This is a genomic window from Saccharibacillus sacchari (assembly GCF_037722395.1).
Taxonomy (GTDB): domain Bacteria; phylum Bacillota; class Bacilli; order Paenibacillales; family Paenibacillaceae; genus Saccharibacillus; species Saccharibacillus sacchari_A.
This window is the reverse complement of the sequence record NZ_JBBKAR010000026.1, coordinates 229,967-249,368: the sequence shown is the minus strand read 5'-3', so window position 1 is coordinate 249,368 and position 19,402 is coordinate 229,967. Positions and strand designations below refer to the sequence as shown.

At 56.2% G+C, this 19,402-nt stretch carries 16 protein-coding genes; 12 read left to right on the top strand and 4 right to left on the bottom strand.

Going from position 1 to position 19,402, the window contains the following annotated elements; translation table 11 throughout:
• Positions 1-84 precede the first annotated feature (84 nt).
• The gene (locus tag WKI47_RS08355) at positions 85-1,062 is read right to left on the bottom strand and encodes an AraC family transcriptional regulator (RefSeq protein WP_340226696.1); all 978 of its coding nucleotides are present in this window, start codon (positions 1,060-1,062) and stop codon (positions 85-87) included.
• A 210-nt stretch (positions 1,063-1,272) separates the two neighbouring features.
• Here WKI47_RS08355 and WKI47_RS08350 point away from each other — a divergent pair, with 210 nt between their 5' ends.
• The 7 genes from WKI47_RS08350 to WKI47_RS08320 all read left to right on the top strand — a co-directional run bounded on the left by WKI47_RS08350 (position 1,273) and on the right by WKI47_RS08320 (position 5,513).
• A complete protein-coding gene (locus tag WKI47_RS08350) occupies positions 1,273-2,229 on the top strand; it encodes a GNAT family N-acetyltransferase (RefSeq protein WP_340226695.1) in 957 nt (318 codons plus the stop codon).
• Between the two features lie 87 nt (positions 2,230-2,316).
• A complete protein-coding gene (locus WKI47_RS08345) occupies positions 2,317-2,868 on the top strand; it encodes a GNAT family N-acetyltransferase (RefSeq protein ID WP_340226694.1) in 552 nt (183 codons plus the stop codon).
• Positions 2,865-3,251, top strand: coding sequence for a pentapeptide repeat-containing protein (locus WKI47_RS08340; protein ID WP_340226693.1), 387 nt, complete (start codon positions 2,865-2,867; stop codon positions 3,249-3,251). The genes WKI47_RS08345 and WKI47_RS08340 overlap by 4 nt, the downstream gene beginning before the upstream one ends.
• A 5-nt stretch (positions 3,252-3,256) precedes the next feature.
• Positions 3,257-3,991 carry a GNAT family N-acetyltransferase gene (locus WKI47_RS08335; protein WP_340226692.1) on the top strand — a complete coding sequence of 245 codons (735 nt, stop codon included), beginning with the start codon at positions 3,257-3,259 and terminating at the stop codon, positions 3,989-3,991.
• 44 nt (positions 3,992-4,035) lie between these two features.
• Positions 4,036-4,602, top strand: coding sequence for a GNAT family N-acetyltransferase (locus WKI47_RS08330; RefSeq protein WP_340226691.1), 567 nt, complete (start codon positions 4,036-4,038; stop codon positions 4,600-4,602).
• Positions 4,603-4,647: 45 nt separating this feature from the next.
• Positions 4,648-4,974: a hypothetical protein gene (locus tag WKI47_RS08325; RefSeq protein WP_340226690.1), complete on the top strand. Its 327-nt coding sequence runs from the start codon at positions 4,648-4,650 to the stop codon at positions 4,972-4,974.
• The gene (locus tag WKI47_RS08320; RefSeq protein ID WP_340226689.1) at positions 4,962-5,513 is read left to right on the top strand and encodes a phosphotransferase; all 552 of its coding nucleotides are present in this window, start codon (positions 4,962-4,964) and stop codon (positions 5,511-5,513) included. Before WKI47_RS08325 ends, WKI47_RS08320 begins: the two co-directional genes overlap by 13 nt.
• A gap of 131 nt (positions 5,514-5,644) precedes the next feature.
• Here WKI47_RS08320 and WKI47_RS08315 read toward each other — a convergent pair whose 3' ends face one another.
• Positions 5,645-6,412 carry a hypothetical protein gene (locus WKI47_RS08315; protein WP_340226688.1) on the bottom strand — a complete coding sequence of 256 codons (768 nt, stop codon included), beginning with the start codon at positions 6,410-6,412 and terminating at the stop codon, positions 5,645-5,647.
• A 245-nt stretch (positions 6,413-6,657) separates the two neighbouring features.
• Between WKI47_RS08315 and WKI47_RS08310 the strand changes: the two genes are divergently transcribed.
• The 5 genes from WKI47_RS08310 (at position 6,658) to cydC (ending at position 15,591) form a co-directional block, all read left to right on the top strand.
• Positions 6,658-8,682 (top strand): S9 family peptidase, encoded by a 2,025-nt coding sequence (locus tag WKI47_RS08310; RefSeq protein ID WP_340226687.1) that lies wholly within the window; start codon positions 6,658-6,660, stop codon positions 8,680-8,682.
• A gap of 842 nt (positions 8,683-9,524) precedes the next feature.
• Positions 9,525-10,901, top strand: coding sequence for a cytochrome ubiquinol oxidase subunit I (locus WKI47_RS08305; protein WP_340226686.1), 1,377 nt, complete (start codon positions 9,525-9,527; stop codon positions 10,899-10,901).
• Positions 10,898-11,911, top strand: a complete 1,014-nt coding sequence (locus WKI47_RS08300) for a cytochrome d ubiquinol oxidase subunit II (protein ID WP_340226685.1) — start codon at positions 10,898-10,900, stop codon at positions 11,909-11,911. Before WKI47_RS08305 ends, WKI47_RS08300 begins: the two co-directional genes overlap by 4 nt.
• 75 nt (positions 11,912-11,986) lie before the next feature.
• Positions 11,987-13,825 carry a thiol reductant ABC exporter subunit CydD gene (gene cydD, locus WKI47_RS08295; protein ID WP_340226716.1) on the top strand — a complete coding sequence of 613 codons (1,839 nt, stop codon included), beginning with the start codon at positions 11,987-11,989 and terminating at the stop codon, positions 13,823-13,825.
• Positions 13,822-15,591 (top strand): thiol reductant ABC exporter subunit CydC, encoded by a 1,770-nt coding sequence (gene cydC / locus WKI47_RS08290; RefSeq protein WP_340226684.1) that lies wholly within the window; start codon positions 13,822-13,824, stop codon positions 15,589-15,591. The genes cydD and cydC overlap by 4 nt, the downstream gene beginning before the upstream one ends.
• A 344-nt stretch (positions 15,592-15,935) precedes the next feature.
• Here the strand turns inward: cydC and WKI47_RS08285 are convergent, their stop codons facing one another.
• Together WKI47_RS08285 and WKI47_RS08280 are read right to left on the bottom strand one after the other, a co-directional pair.
• Positions 15,936-17,978: a Na+/H+ antiporter gene (locus WKI47_RS08285; protein WP_340226683.1), complete on the bottom strand. Its 2,043-nt coding sequence runs from the start codon at positions 17,976-17,978 to the stop codon at positions 15,936-15,938.
• A gap of 43 nt (positions 17,979-18,021) precedes the next feature.
• Complete coding sequence (locus WKI47_RS08280) at positions 18,022-19,380, bottom strand: PLP-dependent aminotransferase family protein (RefSeq protein ID WP_340226682.1); 1,359 nt, start codon at positions 19,378-19,380, stop codon at positions 18,022-18,024.
• Positions 19,381-19,402 lie beyond the last annotated feature (22 nt).

Genomic DNA, 19,402 nt, shown 5'->3' with positions numbered 1-19,402 from the left:
TGTGCGTTATATACTCCGGTGGGACGCTTCCGGTTTCGCATTCGTGCATGATAAATGGATGAAAAAATTTTCATGCCCCCGATCTTACGCGTCGCGGTCCCGGATCGGCAGGTAAAGATCGGCTTCGCAATAATCTTCTTTTGCCAGCTCCGCGTCGATATATTCGAAATGGTGGCCGTGCGCTTGCTCATACGGGGAACCCATGATCCATTCGTCCATGTAGTTCCAAATGTCGTTAAGCTGGTGAATGGTCAGATGTTCGGGATGGAAACGGCCGATATAGGTGAACACCGCGTATTTGCTTGCCGGAATCTCTGCCGTATCCCAATCGCGCTCCAAGCCTTCCAAAGAAGAAACCTCGGCGGACGTCAAATAATCGGTCGCTTTCGGCGAACATTCGGGCGGGTACAGCGTCAATCCGATATAAACGCTCGGCTTCAGCTTGTGCGGGATCTTCCCGTGCTCGCCGTAAAAAAAGGACACGCCGTGCGCGTTCGCCGTATGGCGCTCGAAGTTTTCCGCGATCGAAATAGTGGCTTTTCGACCGGCATACAGACTTCGCGGCTTCATCACGAACGTCGGCTCGAACACGACGCCTTGCCGGATCTGTTTGAGCGCCGACGTATCGTACCGCTCGATGAGCCGGATCTCCGTGGTGCCGCGGCGAAATTGCGCGGGCGTGACGCCGAATTGCCTTTTGAATGCGCGAATATACGATTGCTCGTGGTCGAAGCCGTACGCGAGCGCCGTGTCCAGCACCGTGCTCCCGCTTCGCCGTTCGAATAAATCGTGCGCGCTGGCGGACAATCGGCGGGCGCGGATGTATTCCATCAGCGGCATTCCCGTCGCGGCGCGCATCAGTCGGTGCAAATGAAACTTGGACAAATGCACATGTTCCGCCAGCTCGTCCAGCACGATCTTGTCCGCCAGCCTGCGCTCGACCTCTCCCAGCACGCATTCGATCGTGTCGATCGTGTCGCTTCCGCCGATCGTCGCGCGCCGCGCGGACATCTTTTGCATTTCTTTGTTCGTTTCCGGGTGCCGCTGCGATCTTTCGTTCATGTCGGTTGCTCTCTTCCGTCCCCGGTCCGGTTACGCCCGGATTCCGTCTTTTTTTCTATCCTACCAAAAAAAGCAGCGATCGTCAGCCGAAAGTATTCCATCCGCGGCGTGCGTTTCCACGCAACATGCGCAAGATCGGTTCATTTCCGCTTCCCGGCTTGCCGCATACTGGAAACAGGCAGATGGCTGCCGGAAAGGTAGGTTTTTATCATGAATACTTCTGTTACCCGAAACGATTCGAATATCACGTTCCCGATCCGACATTTCCAAGAAAGCGACTTCCCGGCACTCGGTGCCTTTTATAATCAGGTTGCCGAAGGCCGCCGCGTCGTGTTCTGGTGGGTCGGCGAATCGCATAACTGGACGAACGTATACTGCGCTTTCGACGGAGACGTCATCATTGCCAAAGGCCAGGTCGAGACGTTCAGCATCGTGCCCGACCATGCCGAGCCGTCCGCCAAGCACCGCATCTTTTTCAATCTCAAAACGCTGCCGGAATACGCCAACGATACCGCTCTGTTCCAGGCGATGTACGACGTGCTGCATGCCCGGGCTCTGGAGTTGAAAGCCGGGCTTCCGACTTCGCACGGCACGATTTTCGGCTTCGGCAATTTTGCGGAAGAAGCGGAGAACACGGCGCATTTCGCGGATCGTCCGGAGTTTTTCCTGCTTAAAAAACAATACCGCATGTGCCGCGACCTGAGCGATTTCGAACAAAACCAGCCGGCTCAACCGGAACTTCCGGCAGGCTTCGAATGGCGGACTTTCGATACGCTGACATCCGAACAAGCAACCGATTATCTGGCTCTCGATCTGGAAATCTGGCCGGAAACGCCGATCGGCGCGGAACGGTTGAACGAAATCGCCGCGCGCGACCACTGGCGGATGCTGCAAATCTACGCCGAAGACCGTCCGGTCGCCAGCCTGATGTATTGGATCTCCGACGGCGAGACGGGCGAGATCGAAGAAGTGCTGGTTCGCGAACCGTATCGCCGACGCGGCCTGGCTTCGGCTCTGCTGGCGCGTTCGCTGCACGAAATCCATGCCCGCGACTGCGAAGATGCGGAACTGGACGTCGAAGCGATGAACGAAAATGCGCTCAGCGTCTACAAAGCGGCCGGATTCGCGATCGAAACCGAAGAACATCGTTACGCGACCGACCTGTAAAACCGAACGGTAAGCAAAAAAGATCGCGTTCAGGGCGCGCTTTCGGATCTCGAAAGCGCGCTTTGATCGCTTGAAGGAGAGATTCGTTTGTCCCCTTTTACCCTTGATTGCGAACATATCCGGCTGCGCGGATTTCTGCCCGAAGATTTGGACGATTTTTGCGCAATCACGGCCGAGCCGCATATTCGCCGCTTTTTGCCGGATTGGCATGTGGACCGGGAGACCCGCCGCATTTGGCTGCGCGATTACGAAATTCCGGGCAACGCGGCTTTTCTGAACAGCGCAAAAATAGACGGGAACGTCGGCGACCAAACGCTGCGGCTCGCGGTGATCGAACGGTCCAGCGGACGGTTCGTCGGTTGGTGCTGCACGGGGATCAAAGAAGAACTTCCGCCTCCCAACCGGGAAGTCGTGTACGGGTTGACCGAAGCCTGCCGGGGAAAAGGTTACATGACGCAGGCCGTTGCCGCGCTGACCGAGTGGCTGTTCGCCCACACCCGCACCGACATCGTTCACGGTCTCGCCAAGCCCGACAATATCGCTTCCAACCGCGTGCTGCAAAAATGCGGCTTCGACGATCTCGGGGAAATAGCGTTGGAAGACGGCGTACACAAGCGGTATGCCAGGAGGCGCGAATGAACGAAAACCCAAGTCCGTTTTTAACGACGAAAACGATGATCGCCAATCATTCGTTCGCGGAAACGCAGTTTCGGAATTGCGATCTGACCGATACCGAATTTACGGACTGCGAGCTGCCGCTGACGAAAATGACCGGCTGCAACCTGGCGTTTTCGGCGCTCGCAAACGTCCGTTTGGCCGAAGCTTCGCTTACGGACGTCAGCCTGAAAAACGCGGAGATCCACCGGGGGGACTGGCGGGGAATGTCCGTGCGCGGCGCCGACCTGTCGAACGTCTCGTTCGCGGGATGCCGATACGCGGGCGCGACCGTGGAAGGCATTCCGATCCCGGAATTGCTGGCGCTGTACCGCTCGCACAGCCGAACCGATTATCCAAAGGAGTGATACGTATGACGCAATCCTTTTCTTCCTTCCCGATTTTTTCCGACAAGGTGAATCAATATTGGCTGCCCGAAGGCGACCGTCCGCAGCCCGGCCTATACCGGATCGTCACGGACGCCGGACTGCCGTCTTCCCGCAGCGTCATGCTGCTTGATCCGGCAGGATCGGGAGGCTTCCTGACGCTGCTGCCGGAGATCGCTCGGCGAGCGGGATTGCAGCCGGGCAGCGATGTGGATGCCCATACGCTTTTCGAAGCTTTGCGGCTGGCCGACGTACGGCTCAACGGCGCGGATCATTTGTTTTATTTTTCGAAAAAGGAACAACAGCTTTTGCGTGACGAAAGCTTCACCGCGACGGTTCGGCAGTTGACCGCGGACGACGCCGACGCGTTCGCAACATTCGTCTCGGAAGCGCCGGAAGACGATATGGACGAAGCCTTCGTCGAGCTGGACCACTGGCTCGTATTCGGCTGCTTTGTCGAAGGCCGACTGGTATCGGCCGCCAGCATGTATCCGTGGAGCGGAACCTCGTTCGCAGATCTGGGCGTGATCACGCTGCCGCCGTTTCGCGGACGCGGCTTCGGGCGGCAGACGGTGCGGGCGATCGGCGCGCAGGCTTTGAAGCTCGGTTACGAACCGCAATACCGCTGCCAGCCGGATAACGTCTCGTCGGTCCGGTTGGCCGAAGCGTCGGGCTTTTCCCGGTTCGGGACGTGGGACGTGATCCGATCGGAAAACGAATAAAGAAATCACTCCACGATTGACCGACCATGCAGGAGGACATCATCATGACCGCAACAAAAAACAAGGCGGCGCCGCAACGCCCGGCTATCGTTTTCCGTAAAATGAATCTCGACGATGCGGAGCATCTGGCGCATATCGACCGTTCCGAACGGATCGAACAGACTTGCCGCGTTGAAAACGGACAGGAAATCTGGACCGAAGCCGGACACGAATGCCCGACTTGGGACGTGCGGCAGCTTGAAGAACTTCAGCTTCGTTTCCGCTCCGAACTGGAACAAGGAGGCGCGGCGGTCGGCGCTTACGACGGCGATCGGCTGGTGGGCTTCGGCCTGCTCGCTCACCGGCTGCTCGGGCCGCAGCGCGACACGCTGCCGATCGACCTGATGTATGTGAGCCGATCTTACCGCAGACGCGGAATCGGCACGCGACTGATGCAACTGTTAAGCCGGGAGGCTTTGCTGCGCGGAGCGAAGGCTTTATATATCTCTTCTACCGAAAGCAATTCGGCAGTCCGTTTTTACCGCAGCCTCGGCAGCGAAAACGCCGCCGAACCGGATGCGGATATGCTGGCGAAAGAACCGCTGGATATCCATATGGTGCGGCCGATTTGACGAAGAATAAATTGGCCGATGCAAAAGAAAGGAGGACTATACTCGATGTTCGAACCGACTTTGCAACACGCGAACGAACTGTTTCAAAAGCACGGCGTTCGCGAAGAAATCGTACGCGTTCGGCCGTTATCCGGCACGACGACGGGTCTTGTGCTGAAGTTGGAAACCCGGCAAAAAAACGAGTATATTTTAAAATTCGATCATCCCCCGTCTATTCGATCCGTTAACCGCTTACTTCGGCTTTACCAAAGTTCCGCGCTGCTTCCGCAAGTGCTGCTGACGGCGAACGACGACTCTTACCTGGTCTATGCGTTTATCGAAGGCACCACCCATTTCAACTGCGGACGAAAAAAGACTGGATGCACGTCCTGACGGACGAATTGCTCAACCGTTATCAAGCCTGCGAAGAAGCGGACGATTGGGGCAGGATCGAATATCCGAGGCGGAGTTGGAAAGAATTCAACGAGATCGGGATCGAAGAAGCCAGAAATCATCTGCGAAGCGTGCTGACCGAGGAAGACTATCGGCTTGTTCGGCAAACGGCTTGTCGCCTTTTCGATTCCGAGGCGGAGCAACCGAAAAAATACGTGTTGCACGGGGATACGGGCGTGCATAATTTCGTTTACCGCGATTCGAAACTGATCGGGGTCATCGACCCTTCGCCGATGGCGGGACCTATTCTGTACGATTTTTTGTATGCGTTCTGTTCTTCACCCGACGACTTGAATATGGAGACTTTGCTGACGGCGTTCGATACGCTTCAACGTGTGCGGATCGAACGCTCCCGATTGATCGAAGAAGTACTGATTCAGCTCTACTGCCGGATCGGACTCAGCGTCCGACATCATCCGCACGATCTGCCGGGTTATCTGGAAGCCTGGACGTATTGGACCGCTCTGTGCCGACCGTAAAAAAGAATTCGGCGCTTGGCTTCGCAACCGATCTCAACGCAAGACGCGGCGAAAGCCGCGCGGCTCCCACGCAAAAAAGGACGGAAAACGCGGCTTTATCCCGCGTCCCGTCCTTTTTGCCAACCCGAAATCTACACCCATCCTTCCGCCTCGCACACGCTCAGCGCTTCGCGCACCACCGTCTCGTCGATGCCCGAGCGCCGCGAGATGCGTCCGGACCATGTTTCTTCGCCGTGCGGCTCGCTTTCCGCGAACAGGCCCCGATCGCTGCTGATTCTCGATCGGCCCCGGTCGTACTCCCAATGCACGATCCGGCCGCTGTCGCAAATCCGCATTCGGCGCTCGACGAGCGGACGCGACAATACGCTTTGCGAGTACGCGGCAGCTTCCCGGAACTCGGCTTCGCCGACAGGTTCCAGATCGAACGCTGCTTGACTCTCTTTGCCGTTGGGCCGGATATAGCGAATCTTCGCCTGCACGCCGTCGGAAGAAACCGCGATACGCGCGCCGGGGAAAAAGCCTTGCAACGCCGACTCGGTATAATTTTGCGCGCCGGAATCGACCAGCACGGGCTGTATCCATTGATCGCCGAGGTCGCACAGATACCGTTTGCCTTCCCGGTCCATCGCGATCACCGCGCCGTGCGCATGCTCCGTTCCGAGCTTTTTGCCGACCGGATAGCAGATGATCCCTTCGCTCCGCAGCTCGTCGATCAGCCACAGCGCCAGATCGAAACAGTTGCCGGATGTCCCGTATTGCTTCCGGTGTTCCCGCATCAAGGCTACGCTTCTCGGCTTGAAACGATCTCCTTTCGCGTGGAGCCAGGCTTTGGTCAGCGTCTCCATCGGAAAATCGTCGAACCTGTTCCATACTCGCAAAATCTCTTCTGTGGCCTTCATTCGTTTTTGGAGTCACCCTTCCGAAACGTGCGCGTTTTATGTCTCTAATGTCGATTAATATCGATTCTACGGTATATTTACCCATGCGCCAATGAATCGCTGGTCGCAAAAAGACATTTTCGAAAATAAAAAAGCCCCTCCCGTTTTGCATTAACTGCCTTGGCTTGTCCGGTTTGCCGATTATTCGCGCATCCCGTATCATAAAAGGATAAGAAACGGTTACTTTTACATAGGAGGCGTTAACAATGAGTGAAAAACGCGGACTGATCGCGGAAGATTTGTATCGTTTTACCTGGGTGGGCGCGCCGGACGTGTCGAAAAAGGACGGTCGCATCGCATATACGCAGCGCACCGTCAACGAAAAGCGCGACGGGTACGTTACCCGTATTCGCGCCATACTTGGCGACGGCAGCCAGGATATTTTGCTGACTTCGGGCGAGCAGGATGCTTCCCCGGCATGGTCGCCGGACGGCTCTTATCTGGCGTTCACGCGCAAAGACGGCGACAAGCGCCAAATCTGGCTGCTTCCGGCGTCCGGCGGCGAAGCCGGCGTGCTGACGGATCTACCGAACGGCGCGGGCGCGTTCAAATGGTCGCCGGACAGCTCGAAGCTGCTCGTGGCCTCGCAGGTTGACGCGGACGGCGAACAAGCGGAAGACCCGGAATCGGGATCGGGCGCAAAAAGCCAAGACTCCGACGACAAACCGCTGAAAGAAATCGTGATCGACCGTCTGCGCTATCGCGGCGACGGATCGGGGCTGTGGAACGGCAAGCGGACACATCTGTTCGTCGTGGACGCCGTGAGCGGCGAAGCCGAGGCCGTAACATCGGGCGATTTCGACGCGGGCGGTTTTGCGTGGTCGCCGGACGGCTCGAAGATTGCGTTTTCCGCTTATATTCCGGAGGAAGACGACGAGACCGACCCGGACCTGCTGTTGGTGAGCGATCTATACGTAGCGGACGCGGACGGTGGCAACCGCCGCAAGCTGACGGATTCGAAATGGACGGTCGGACAGCCTGCTTTTTCGCCGGACGGTTCCAAAATCGCGTTTTTCGGCAGCGATCGCTCGTACCATAACGCGACGTTGACTCGGTTGTACAGCATTGCCGTCGAAGGAGGCGAGATCACGTCCCTGGTAAACGACCGCGATCTGTATATCGGCAACGTGGTCGTGGGCGATATGCGTTCGGGTCTCGGCGCGCCGGAACCGTTGTTCTCCGAAGACGGCAGCTCCGTCTACGCGTTGTTCACGCATCACGGCAGCGCGGGATTGGCACGTTTTGCAGCGGATGGATCGGGTCATGAAGTGCTGCTGGACGGCGACCGCGACGTGTATCAACTGACGCCGGATCACGCGGGCGGCTTCGTCGTGGCGATCTCCGATCCGTTGAACCCGGGCGATCTGTATCGCTTCTCTCCGGGCACGAAGGAAGAAACGCGGTTAACCGACTCGAACAGCGCGTGGTTAAACGAACACGAATTGAGTGCGCCGGAATCATTCTGGGTCGAGACAAAAGACGGCTGGAAAGTGCAGGCATGGATCATGAAACCGGCAGGCTTTGACGGTTCGTCGTTGAAAAAAGTGCCGACGATCCTCGAAATCCACGGCGGCCCGCATATGATGTACGGCCATACGTTTATGCACGAGTTCCAACTGCTGGCTTCCAAAGGCTACGCCGTCATCTTCTCCAATCCGCGCGGCGGCCACGGCTACGGTCAGGAGTTCGTCAACGCCTGCCGCGGCGATTACGGCGGCGGCGATTACCGCGACCTGATGGAAACGGTCGATCACGCGCTCGAAAAGTATGACTTCATCGACGAGACGCGCCTCGGCGTGACGGGCGGCAGCTACGGCGGCTTCATGACCAACTGGATCGTCGGCCATACCGACCGCTTTAAAGCCGCCGTCACCCAGCGCTCGATCTCCAACTGGGTTTCTTTCTACGGCGTCAGCGATATCGGGCCGTATTTCACGGAAGACCAGATCGGCGGCGACGCCTGGCAGGATACCGAGCTGCTATGGAAACACTCGCCGATCGCGTATGTTCAGCAAGTCCGCACGCCGATCCTGATCCTGCACGGCGAACAGGATCTCCGCTGCCCGATCGAGCAGGGTGAGCAGTATTATATCGCGTTGAAACGGCTAGGCCGGAAAACGCGTTTGGTCCGGTTCCCTGGGGCAAGCCATGATCTGTCGAGAGGCGGGCATCCGTCGTTGAGAGTGGCGCGGTTGTCGCATATTGCGGGGTGGATGGACGAGTACCTATAAAGACAAAGACACGGCCGCGTTTGGTGAGACATAACCATCGATCGAGGACATAATAACCGCAGCTTCTGGATCGCAGAAGCTATACGAAATCGTTAACCACGCGACGCAAAAAGCATCGAGTCGGTCGGGTCGGAATCACGAAATTTTAACGGATCGAGACGACGCTTAGAAGCCGTTTTGAGACGTCTGCAAATTCTAACGGAACCAGATGACGCTTAGAATGAAATTTGATTGTTTTTGAATAAAAAAAGCGGGGAAAATTCCTTTTAAAGGACATACGATCCGTTAAAATCTTCAATCAGCCCGATTCATGCTTCTAAAGAACATACGATCCGTTAGATGCTATATGCTTTCTAAAACCATTCCAAGCCACTACAAAAAGCCTAGCCTGTGATCGCGGACTAGGCTTTTTGTGTGTAGGCATTTATTTGACATATACGTGGTCTATTTGAATTTATATACACGCTTCAATTCTTCGTTACTCTACCTCCACCCTCAGCAGCGATCCCATTTCGAACCGAAGCGCCTTTGTCCGTCCCCTTGAACAACGAAGCGCAGGTCGAAATGGGATCGCTGCGTCTCCAAAGCGCCAATCGTGACATTTCTCACATCCCCCACCCGCCAACATTGATAAAATTAAAAGTTTCGAATACCACATCTTTCACCAAGAAACAATGGCTCGAAAGGGTTTTTGTGCTCTTTTTCACAAAATTGCCGCAAATCTATGACCACTTCTTGAAATGGGCCGTTTTGATCACCGTTTCGTCAAAAAGCCCCGATATACTGGACTCAATTCATTTTAAGAAAATGAAATACGCAGAACCGGAAAGGAGATTTACCGCATGGTCGTCGATACGGTGTTGTGGAGCAGGTTGGTCACAGGATTAACGCTGTCGTTCCACGTGATTTTCGCTACGATCGGGGTCGCGATTCCGCTGATGGTATCCATCGCCGAATTCGTAGGTATCCGCAAAAAAGATCATCATTATACCTTGATGGCAAAACGATGGACAAGGGGGTTTGTCATCTCGGTCGCCGTCGGGGTCGTGACCGGTACGGCGATCGCCCTGCAACTGGCGCTCGTCTGGCCGAACTTTATGCAGCTTGCAGGCAATGTCATTGCGCTGCCGCTGTTTATGGAGGTATTCGCGTTCTTTTTCGAAGCGATCTTCCTCGGTATTTATTTGTACACCTGGGACCGTTTCCGCAATCCTTATTTGCACTGGCTGCTGACCGTTCCCGTTGTGCTGGGAGCCGCGATGTCGGCGTTCTTTATCACGTCGGTCAACGGATTCATGAACCAGCCGGAAGGCTTTATTTTCGAAGGAGGCCACTTCAGCGCCGTGCATCCGCTGCAAGCGATGTTCAACGAAGCGACGCCGTCCAAAGTCTTCCACGTGCTGACTTCGGCTTATATGACGGGCGCCGCGCTGCTGGCTGCGGTTGCCGCGTTCTCGATACTGAAGAAAGGCGTAACCGAGTATGCGAAAAAAGGGCTCAAGCTCATGATGACCGTTTTGCTTCTGTTCAGCTTCCTGACCGCGCTCGCGGGCGACGTCTCAGCCAAATTCCTGGCCGAGCATCAACCGGAGAAATTGGCCGCGGCCGAATGGCATTTCGAAACGGAAAAAGGCGCCGACCTGATCTTCCTCGGCTGGCTGACCGCCGAACGCGAGATCGTCGGCGCGCTGCATATCCCGAACGCGCTCAGTTTCCTGGCTTTCAGCGACTTTAACGCGGAAGTGACGGGTCTCGATGAATTCCCGGTCGACGAACAGCCGCCTTTGCTCGTCCATTATCTGTTCGACGCCATGGTCGGAGTCGGCTTCGCATTGCTGGCGATGTCGGCGATCTTCTTCTTGCTGCTGCTTTGGAAAAAGCGCAACGAGTTGAACCGCTGGATGCTGCGCGCGATCGTGTTTGGCGCACCGTTGGCTTTCCTCGGAGTCGAGCTGGGCTGGTTCTACGCGGAAGTCGGACGGCAGCCCTGGATGATTCGCGGTTATATGCGGGTCGAGGAAGCCGCCACCACTTCGCCGAGCATCGTGATCCTTTTCTTCGTATTCCTGCTGCTCTATATTCTGCTCGGCACCATGTGCGTGATCGTTTTGCGCCGACTGTTCCGCGATAATCCGGCCGAGGTCGAACTGGAAAAAGCCGCGAAAGCCAAAGCAGACGCGATGCAAGCGCAGACGCAGGAAGCAGGTGAGCACGCATGAGTTATGAAATTCTCGGGATCTCGGTTCTTTGGATCTTCCTGTATGGCTATCTGATTGTCGCATCGATCGATTTCGGCGCCGGATTCTTTGCTTTTTACGCCCGAATCACCGGCAAAGACCATCTGATCAACCGCCTGATCTCCCGCTATCTGTCGCCGGTCTGGGAGATCACCAACGTATTCTTCGTATTCTTCTTCGTCGGCTTGATCGGATTTTTCCCGGACGCGGCGCATTATTACGGCTCCGCCCTGCTCGTTCCCGGCAGCATCGCGATCATCTTGCTGGCGATTCGGGGTTCGTTCTACGCGTTCGAGAACTACGGATCGAAAAAAAATATCGTGTTCCTGTTTCTGTATGGCGCAACGGGCTTGCTGATTCCCGCTTCGCTGTCGGTCGCGTTAGTGCTGTCCGAAGGCGGCTTTATCGTGGAAACCAATGGCGTCGTCACGCTGCAATATTTGGAACTGTTCACGAGTCCGCTCGCTTGGAGCATCGTGGCGCTGGCCGTCACTTCCGTGTTGTTTATCAGCGCTTCGTTCTTGGCCTTCTACGCTTCCCGCGCCGAAGACAAGCCCGCGCTGGACTTGATGCGCGGCTATGCGTTGTTTTGGAGCACGCCAACGATTATCGCCGCGTTTACGGCCGTATTGTACCTGAGCCAACACAATAACCGCCATTTCCAAAATATGATGGATCTATGGTGGCTGCTCGGATTGTCGGTTGTCTTTTTCCTCATCGTGCTCTGGCTGCTGTACAAAGGACGCCGTTACGGCTGGGCGTTTATCTGCCTGATGCTGCAATTCCTGACCGCCTTTTTCGCTTACGGAATCGGGCATTACCCATACATTCTTGACCCATATATCACCATCCAAGGCGGGGCTACGCAAGAGGCGATGGGGATCGCGCTCGTCGTCGTATTCATAGCGGGCCTGCTGTTGTTAATCCCGTCGCTGGCGCTGGTCTTCCGGCTGTTCCTGTTCGACGCGGATTATGTAAAAGGCAAAAAATAAGCCGCTGATCAAAATGCAAGGAGGGAATCTCCCGTGAAGAAGGGCGAAAAAAGAAGATCGGGCCGGAAAAGCGGCATGCTGTCCGAACTGATGGCCGCGCAAAAAAAACGAACGTCAAGGCTCCGCATCCTCTCGCTCGCGCTCGGCGCGGCGACGATCGGACAAGCCGTATTGCTGGCGGAGTCGGTGCAACGCGTTTTTGTGGAAAACGCTCCGCTGGCTTCGATGCTTGTCGTGTTCGCCGCCCTGCTGGCCGTGATGGCCGTTCGCACCTGGCTGGCCTACGCCAACGGGCGTATCGGGCTGCGTATCGCGGCGGACGCCAAGCGCGACCTGCGGGCCAGACTGCTGCGTTCGCTTGCCGCCAACCCGCTGCTAACCGCTCGTCAAGGACAGACAGGCGGCAAAGTCAGCGTAACCTTGGATGCCGTCGATGAAGCCGATAGTTATTTTAGCCAATACACGCCGAAAATGGCCGAGGCTTCGATCGTGCCGCTCATGATTCTCGTTGCCGTGTTCATCCTGCATGTGCCGTCTGGGCTGATTCTGCTGTTCACGGCGCCTTTTATCCCGTTATTTATGGCGCTGGTCGGTATTCAAACGAAGCATAAGTCGGAAGAAAAATTCGAGCAGCTCGCCCGCTTTTCCGGGACGTTTCTGGATTCGTTACAGGGGTTGGTGACGTTGAAGCTGTTCGGACGGGCCAAACGCCAGGAAAAAGAAATACAACGCAGCAGCCTCTCCTACCGGGATGCGACCATGAGCATTTTGCGCGTCGCGTTCACCAATACGTTCGCGCTGGAAACAATCGTCATGCTGGGCATCGGGATCGTGGCGCTGGAACTGGCTTTGCAGCTGGTCGTGTTCCAAACGATGCAGTTCCATACGGCGTTTCTGATTCTGCTGCTCACACCCGAGTTTTATAATATGCTGAAAAACATGGGTACGGCGTTCCACGGCGGGCGCACGAGTCTGGGCGCGATCCGCAATATCGAAGCCGCGCTGGGCGCAGACGCTTCGGTTTCGGCGAATACGAAAGAAACGGCGCTTGCGGAGAAATCTGCCGCCGTTCACGAACAAACCGATACAGCGCTCGCTGTTGATCCAGCGCGCGACAAGGTCGTTCCTTTATCCGCCGAACGAAGCTCCAAAGCCTTTTTGTCCGCTACGCCGCCCGTTATCGAACTCCATGAACTTGGTTTCAATTACGGCTCGGATGCCTTCGCTTTGAATGCCGGATCACTGACGATTCACCCCGGCAAGCAGATCGCGATCGTAGGCAAAAGCGGTTCCGGCAAAACGACGCTGCTGCATCTGATCGCGGGACTGCTGCCTCCTTCATCCGGCGGAGTTACGGTGAACGGTCAGCCGCTTACCGCCGGAGCAGGCGAGAACGAATGGTTCCGGCAGGTCAGCTATATCACGCAGCATCCGCATATTTTCTCGGGTACGTTTGCCGAAAATATCGCGATCGGCGCAGACCGTGACGTTTCCCGAGAAGAGATCGTCCATGCGGCCGAATCCGCCGGACTTGCTGCACTTGCGGCTGAACTGGAGCATGGTTACGACACGCCCGTTGGCGAAGGCGGAAGAGGTTTGTCCGGCGGCGAAAAGCAGCGTTTGGCGCTGGCCCGTGCTTTTCTCAAGCGGCCTACGGTGCTGCTTTTTGACGAACCGACGACAGGTCTGGATCTGCATACGGAGCGCGTCTTGTTGCGTGCCATGAATGAACTTTCGCGCAAAGCGACGGTAATCACGATCGCTCACCGCCTGCACACCATCCGGCATGCGGACGTCATTCTGTTTATGGAGCGCGGAAAGTTGATCGGCAGCGGCACGCATGACGAATTGCTGAATACGCTGCCGCAATATGCGGAGATGGTGAATATCGGACGTCAGGGGGTCGGATCATGAACGAACGCTCTATTTTCCTCAAAGCGATGCTCAAAGAACGCAAAGACATTTTACTGTCGATTCTGGGCGGTTTTTTGGCAGGCATCTTCGGCGTTGTCCTGTTCTCGACCAGCGGCTATCTGATCTCGAAAACCGTCTTTGTTCCGCCGCTGTACACTTTGATCATTTTAACGTCGCTGGTGAAAATCCTCGGGTTGGCACGGGCGGCAAGCCGTTACGGAGAGCGACTGTTCTCGCACCGGGCGACCTTTTCGCTGCTCAGCCGCTTGCGCACCGACTTCTTCGGCAAACTGGTTCCGATGACGCCGCGAATCCTGAATCGCCAGCGCAGCGGAGATTTATTGGCACGGATCGTCGGGGATATCGAAGGGCTGCAATTTTACTTCCTGCGCGTGGCGTATCCGCCGATCATCGTCGTCTCGGTGTTTCTCGCCACGGTGATTTTCGCTTCCTTTTTCTCCATCTGGATCGCGCTGCTGCTTGTTGTCGGGATGTTGATTACGGCGTTCGTCGTGCCCGCTATCGTGCGCGGAAGCCAGCGTAAAGCCGATGGTCGAGTCAGACGCCAGCGCGCCGAGCTATCTGCCGAGACGACCGAGATGCTGCAAGGGTTTATCGATCTGAAAGTATACGGCCGACTGAAGCAGCGCGAGCAAAAACTGCTGGACACCTCCGACGCTTTGACGGCGGCCCAGCAGGAAGATGCGTTGCGGCTTCTGCGCGGACAATCGCTGCATAGCTTTATGACGTTTTTCGTTTCGTGGGGCGTGTTGGTGCTGGGGGCGTATCTGATCGTGCAAGGGTCGATGGCCGGCGTATTTCTCGCGATGTTGATTATGGCCTCCATGACCGTGTTCGACGAATCCGTCGCGATGGCGACATTGCCTGCTTATAAAAGGGACAGCGAATTCGCCGCGAAGCGTCTGGCCGAGACGTTCGACGGGGAAGAACCGCTGAACGCTGACGCGTCGGGCACGCTGGATGACAGCAGGGGGATTGCGATTGAGTTGGAAAACGTCACGTTCCGCTACGCGGAAGACTGGCGTCCCGTGTTAAGCGAAGTCTCGCTGAAGCTGGAAGCCGGTTCGAAAACCGCGATCGTCGGACCGAGCGGTTCCGGGAAAACAAGCGTGCTGGAGTTGCTGCTCAAACTGCATGCGCCGACGCAAGGTCGGGTGCTGTTGAACGGAAGATCCGTAACGGAGCTGAACGACGAAGATCTCTGGCGTAAAAGCAATGTGGTGCTGCAAGAAGGACACTTTTTCCGGGGGACGATTCGCGAAAATCTGCTGCTTGAAGACGAATCCCGCGACGATCTGGAATTGTCCGCCGTGTTGGGGCAGGTCGACTTGTCGAGCAAAAAGCTGGATGACCTGGTGTTGGAAAAAGGCGAAAACCTGTCCGACGGCGAAAAGCAGCGACTGGCGATAGCCCGCGCGCTGCTAAAATCCGGTCGGCTGTGGTTGTTGGACGAACCGACTTCTTCGCTCGATTACGTGACGGAACGCCGTGTGCTGACTCTGCTGTCGGAACGCTCGAAAGACGATACGTTCGTGATGGTCAGCCACCGATTGGCGGGGCTGGAGCAGATGGACACTATAGTCGTGCTGGACCGCGGGGCGATCGTGGAGAGCGGGACGTACGACGAATTGCTGGAGCGAAAAGGCTGTTTTTACGAGATGAAACAACTGGAGCAGCAGATGGTCGGGGAAGATATCGACATTGCGAGCGACACGCAGGGCAACGAAGCTCGGCGGTCGGGTTAAAAAAGAAAAATCGCAGGAAGATGACGTGATCGGGGACTAGGCTCGGCTAACGGATTGTATGTCCTTTACAAGCTGAGATCAACTCGCCCCATAACTTTAACGGATCGCATGTCCGTTAGACGTTGATTTCCCGTTTTTCCGATCAAAATTAAGGCAAATTATGCTCTAAGCGTCATCTCGATCCGTTAAAATTTTAAACCGTCGAAAACGGCTTACACACATCGCCTTGATCCGTCAAATGCACCCCGATTCTTGCCCATCTAAAAACAGAAGCCCGAACCTTCCTTTATGGAACGTTCAGGCTTTTTTTTTATATCGTTCTTTTCCTTAAATCAGCCAAACCATCAATGCCCGAAATTCTCTTCCTCCGGCACGTCCGTCTCCAGATAACGGATAAACTGACGCAGGCGGCCCGCCAGTTCGCGGGAAATCTCGCCTTTTTCGAACAGACGCTGCACATGGTCGCGCTGTTCCTGGATCGCGGCCAGACGCTCCTGCATGCGGTGCTCGCGTTCTTCCCGCTCTTCGTCCGTTTCTTCGCCCAATAGGCCAAAATTGACTTTGGACAGACGGGAGATCAGTTGATTGTAGTTGTCGATCAGACGCTTGGCTTCGGCGCGATTCTCGTCGGTCGTCCGCTTCTCGATCGCTTCGATCGCGGCTTGCGCCATACGGGTCTTCGCGGTCTGCATCGAGCAGAATGCTTTCTTATCGCCCCACTCCCCACGACGTCCGCGGGCGAACAGCGCAGCCGCGAATCGCCCGATATCGGCAGCAGGAGCAGCTACCCGAGCTTCCAGACGACCCGGAATGCTTTCCTCGATCCGCGTCAAATGCTCGAAGATCGGCGTCGCCCCTTCCTGATCCAGCTCGCCGTCCTGAACCAGACGGCTTAGTTCGCGACGCTGCGCCCGGATACCCGCGTACATCAGATCGGCTTCGCGGCGCGGCGCATCCGGATCGGTCGCGTAAGAGTTGGTCGCTTCCTCGATCCGCTGCAAATACTTCGTGAAGTCCTGCATATCCGAAGCGGTCACGCCCGAGCGTCCTTCGTCCAGGTCTTCCTGCCCGATCCGTTGCGCGATCGCGCTCAAAATGCGACGCTTGAGCGGTTGCTCCGCTTGCGGCGCTTCGGCCGGCTCTTTGTCCGACAGCAGCGGCAGCAGAATGCTGGCCGCAAGCAGAGTGAACAAGATCACGCCCGCCGCCAGGAACAGAATCAGGTTGCGCTCCGGGAACGCCGTTCCGCCTTCCAGCACCAGCGGAATCGAGAACGCGCCGGCGAGGGTCACGGCTCCGCGTACCCCGGACAGCGCCGTTTGCACGGATGCTTTGACGAGCGGCTTGCCGGTACGTCCGCTTCCGCCTTTTCGACTGGTAAAGAACCAATACGCGTATATCCACAAAAAGCGCAGCACGATCAGTCCAACCGAAATCCAGCTTACATGCCATAACGCGCTCCAGTTGCTGACAGCCGGATCTTCGAAGATCGCGCCCATGACTTCAGGCAGTTGCAAGCCCAGCAAGACGAAAACCAGACCGTTCAGCACGTACAAAAAGACGGACCAGGTGCTGTTCGACACGACTTGTAGCTTGACGCGGGTCGATTCGGCGCGGTCGCGTTCGATCGCATGCACGACGCCGCCGGATACGACAGCCAGGATACCCGACAGTCCGAAGTGTTCCGCGACCAGATACAGCACGAACGGCGTGACCAATTGAATCAACACATGCAGCGTCTCGTCTTCCATCCCGAAGCGGCGCAGAAATACCCGAATCCGAATAATGACGAACGATACCACGGCGCCGATCAACAGACCGCCGATCGCAATCAACAGGAAGCTAAACGACGCCTGGTAGATCGAAAAAGCTCCCGTCACGGCCGCCGCGATCGCGAATTTGAACGCCACCAGACCGGAAGCGTCGTTCATCAGCGCTTCGCCTTCCAGCAAACGCATGATATCCTTCGGCAGCTTGATCCGCCCGGCCAGCGAGCCAACCGCAACGGCATCCGTCGGTGACAAGATCGCCGCCAAAGCGAACGCCGCAGCCAACGGAATGCTCGGAATGACCCAGTGGATCAGGTAGCCGAACACGACAACGGTCACAAAAACGAGTCCGAGCGCCAACAGCAGAATCGGTGCTCTTAGATTCCACAGCTCGCCCCGCGGAATGATCCGTCCGTCATTGAACAGCAGCGGCGCGATAAACAATACGAGGAACAATTCAGGCTCCAGCGGCACATGAATATGCGGCGGAAGCAGCTCTGCCGTCACGCCAAGACCGATCTGAATAAGCGGAACCGGAACGAAAGGCAGAAAACGGTTGATCACGTTCGAGATCCCGATGATCGCAAGCATGACCAAGATACTAATAAAAAGCTCCATACGGCATTCTCTCCTTTGGATCGGATGGCTTTACCTTTTCTTTTTAACGCGACCATACTCGATGCACAGCCTTTGCCAGCTCTTCGGCAACGACATCGACACCAAAAGCAATCTGCTCGTCACGCACACCGGAGACATTCAGTTTCAACATCGCTTCGGCACGAAATCCGGATAGATAGTGACCTTTCGCGCTTTCTGCGTGGATACGGCGACTGCGCAATTTTTCCACAGCCGAAGACAAAGCAGCGGGAGCCCGCGGCAGAAGATACGTATGAATGCCGCCTGCCGCCGGGAGCGGACCTGTAAACGTATCGGGGTACGCATTTTTCGCCCGCCGAATGGCTTCGCCGAGAAGTTCCGAACGTCGACTATATCGGTTCCGGATTTTCTCCCGATGCCGCGCGAACATGCCACTTTTCAAATACAATTCCAAAGCAGCCTGCGACAGCATGGAGCTATCGATATCGAGCAGCTTTTTGTAACGTCCGAACGCTCCCGCCAATTCGCTCGGCAGCACCGCGACGCCCACCCTCAGACCAGGAAACAGGATCTTCGAGTAGCTTTTCAAATAAATCGTTCGCTCGGTCCGGTCATACGCGTATAGCGGATCGGCCTTACCATCCTGCTCCAGATCGGCCATATAGTCGTCTTCGACGATATACACGCCGTAACGCGCAGCCAATTCCGCGATCGCTTCCTTTTGACGCCGGGTATACGAGCAGCCGAGCGGATTGTGGAAACGGGGAATCGTGTAAAAAAATTTGATGCCTCCGCCCCGGAAAATCCGTTCCAGCTCGTCGAGATCGATACCGTCCGCGTCCCGCCTGATCCCGACAGCCGGAATACGATGCGCCTCCAGATAGTCCGTGAACAACGGATAGCTCGGCTGCTCGACCAACACCGTCTTCCGTCCATCCGGAAACGGCATACCCGCAAGCAAAGTCAGCGCCTGCTGCACGCCCGAAGTAATAAAGATTCGTTCCGGCTCCGCAAACACTTGATAATCCGCCAAATGGCGCTGCATTTCCTTGATTAGCGAAGGCAGTCCTTTTGGCGTCCCGTAAATGAACAGCTCGTTTCGGTACGTGTCGATCGCTTTGTTCAAGCATTGCTGAAAATCCAGATACGGGAAAATTTCCGGGTCCGGCGCGGAATGAACAAAATCGATAATCTCGCTCGGCTGTTCCTTCTTCTGCGCGCTGCCCAACACATAGTAGCCGCTTTTCGCCGACGCATAAATTAGATGGGAACGTTCCAACTCGGACAGCGCGCGGATCACGGTGCTTTTGCTGCACGTATAACGTTCGGACAAGGTTCGGATCGAAGGCATCTTGTCTCCTTCCTTGAGCGATCCGGAAATCATCCGTTCCAACTCGTTCAGCAGCCCCATATATTTGTACATCCGCGACTTCCTCCTTCCAATC

Excerpts from the sequence above, each read along its gene's own strand:
- WKI47_RS08355 (WP_340226696.1), bottom strand. The coding sequence starts at position 1,062 with ATGAACGAAAGATCGCAGCGGCACCCGGAAACGAACAAAGAAATGCAA.
- WKI47_RS08350 (WP_340226695.1), top strand. The coding sequence starts at position 1,273 with ATGAATACTTCTGTTACCCGAAACGATTCGAATATCACGTTCCCGATC.
- WKI47_RS08340 (WP_340226693.1), top strand. The coding sequence starts at position 2,865 with ATGAACGAAAACCCAAGTCCGTTTTTAACGACGAAAACGATGATCGCC.
- WKI47_RS08335 (WP_340226692.1), top strand. The coding sequence starts at position 3,257 with ATGACGCAATCCTTTTCTTCCTTCCCGATTTTTTCCGACAAGGTGAAT.
- WKI47_RS08330 (WP_340226691.1), top strand. The coding sequence starts at position 4,036 with ATGACCGCAACAAAAAACAAGGCGGCGCCGCAACGCCCGGCTATCGTT.
- WKI47_RS08325 (WP_340226690.1), top strand. The coding sequence starts at position 4,648 with ATGTTCGAACCGACTTTGCAACACGCGAACGAACTGTTTCAAAAGCAC.
- WKI47_RS08320 (WP_340226689.1), top strand. The coding sequence starts at position 4,962 with ATGCACGTCCTGACGGACGAATTGCTCAACCGTTATCAAGCCTGCGAA.
- WKI47_RS08315 (WP_340226688.1), bottom strand. The coding sequence starts at position 6,412 with ATGAAGGCCACAGAAGAGATTTTGCGAGTATGGAACAGGTTCGACGAT.
- WKI47_RS08310 (WP_340226687.1), top strand. The coding sequence starts at position 6,658 with ATGAGTGAAAAACGCGGACTGATCGCGGAAGATTTGTATCGTTTTACC.
- WKI47_RS08305 (WP_340226686.1), top strand. The coding sequence starts at position 9,525 with ATGGTCGTCGATACGGTGTTGTGGAGCAGGTTGGTCACAGGATTAACG.
- WKI47_RS08300 (WP_340226685.1), top strand. The coding sequence starts at position 10,898 with ATGAGTTATGAAATTCTCGGGATCTCGGTTCTTTGGATCTTCCTGTAT.
- cydD (WP_340226716.1), top strand. The coding sequence starts at position 11,987 with ATGCTGTCCGAACTGATGGCCGCGCAAAAAAAACGAACGTCAAGGCTC.
- cydC (WP_340226684.1), top strand. The coding sequence starts at position 13,822 with ATGAACGAACGCTCTATTTTCCTCAAAGCGATGCTCAAAGAACGCAAA.
- WKI47_RS08285 (WP_340226683.1), bottom strand. The coding sequence starts at position 17,978 with ATGGAGCTTTTTATTAGTATCTTGGTCATGCTTGCGATCATCGGGATC.
- WKI47_RS08280 (WP_340226682.1), bottom strand. The coding sequence starts at position 19,380 with ATGTACAAATATATGGGGCTGCTGAACGAGTTGGAACGGATGATTTCC.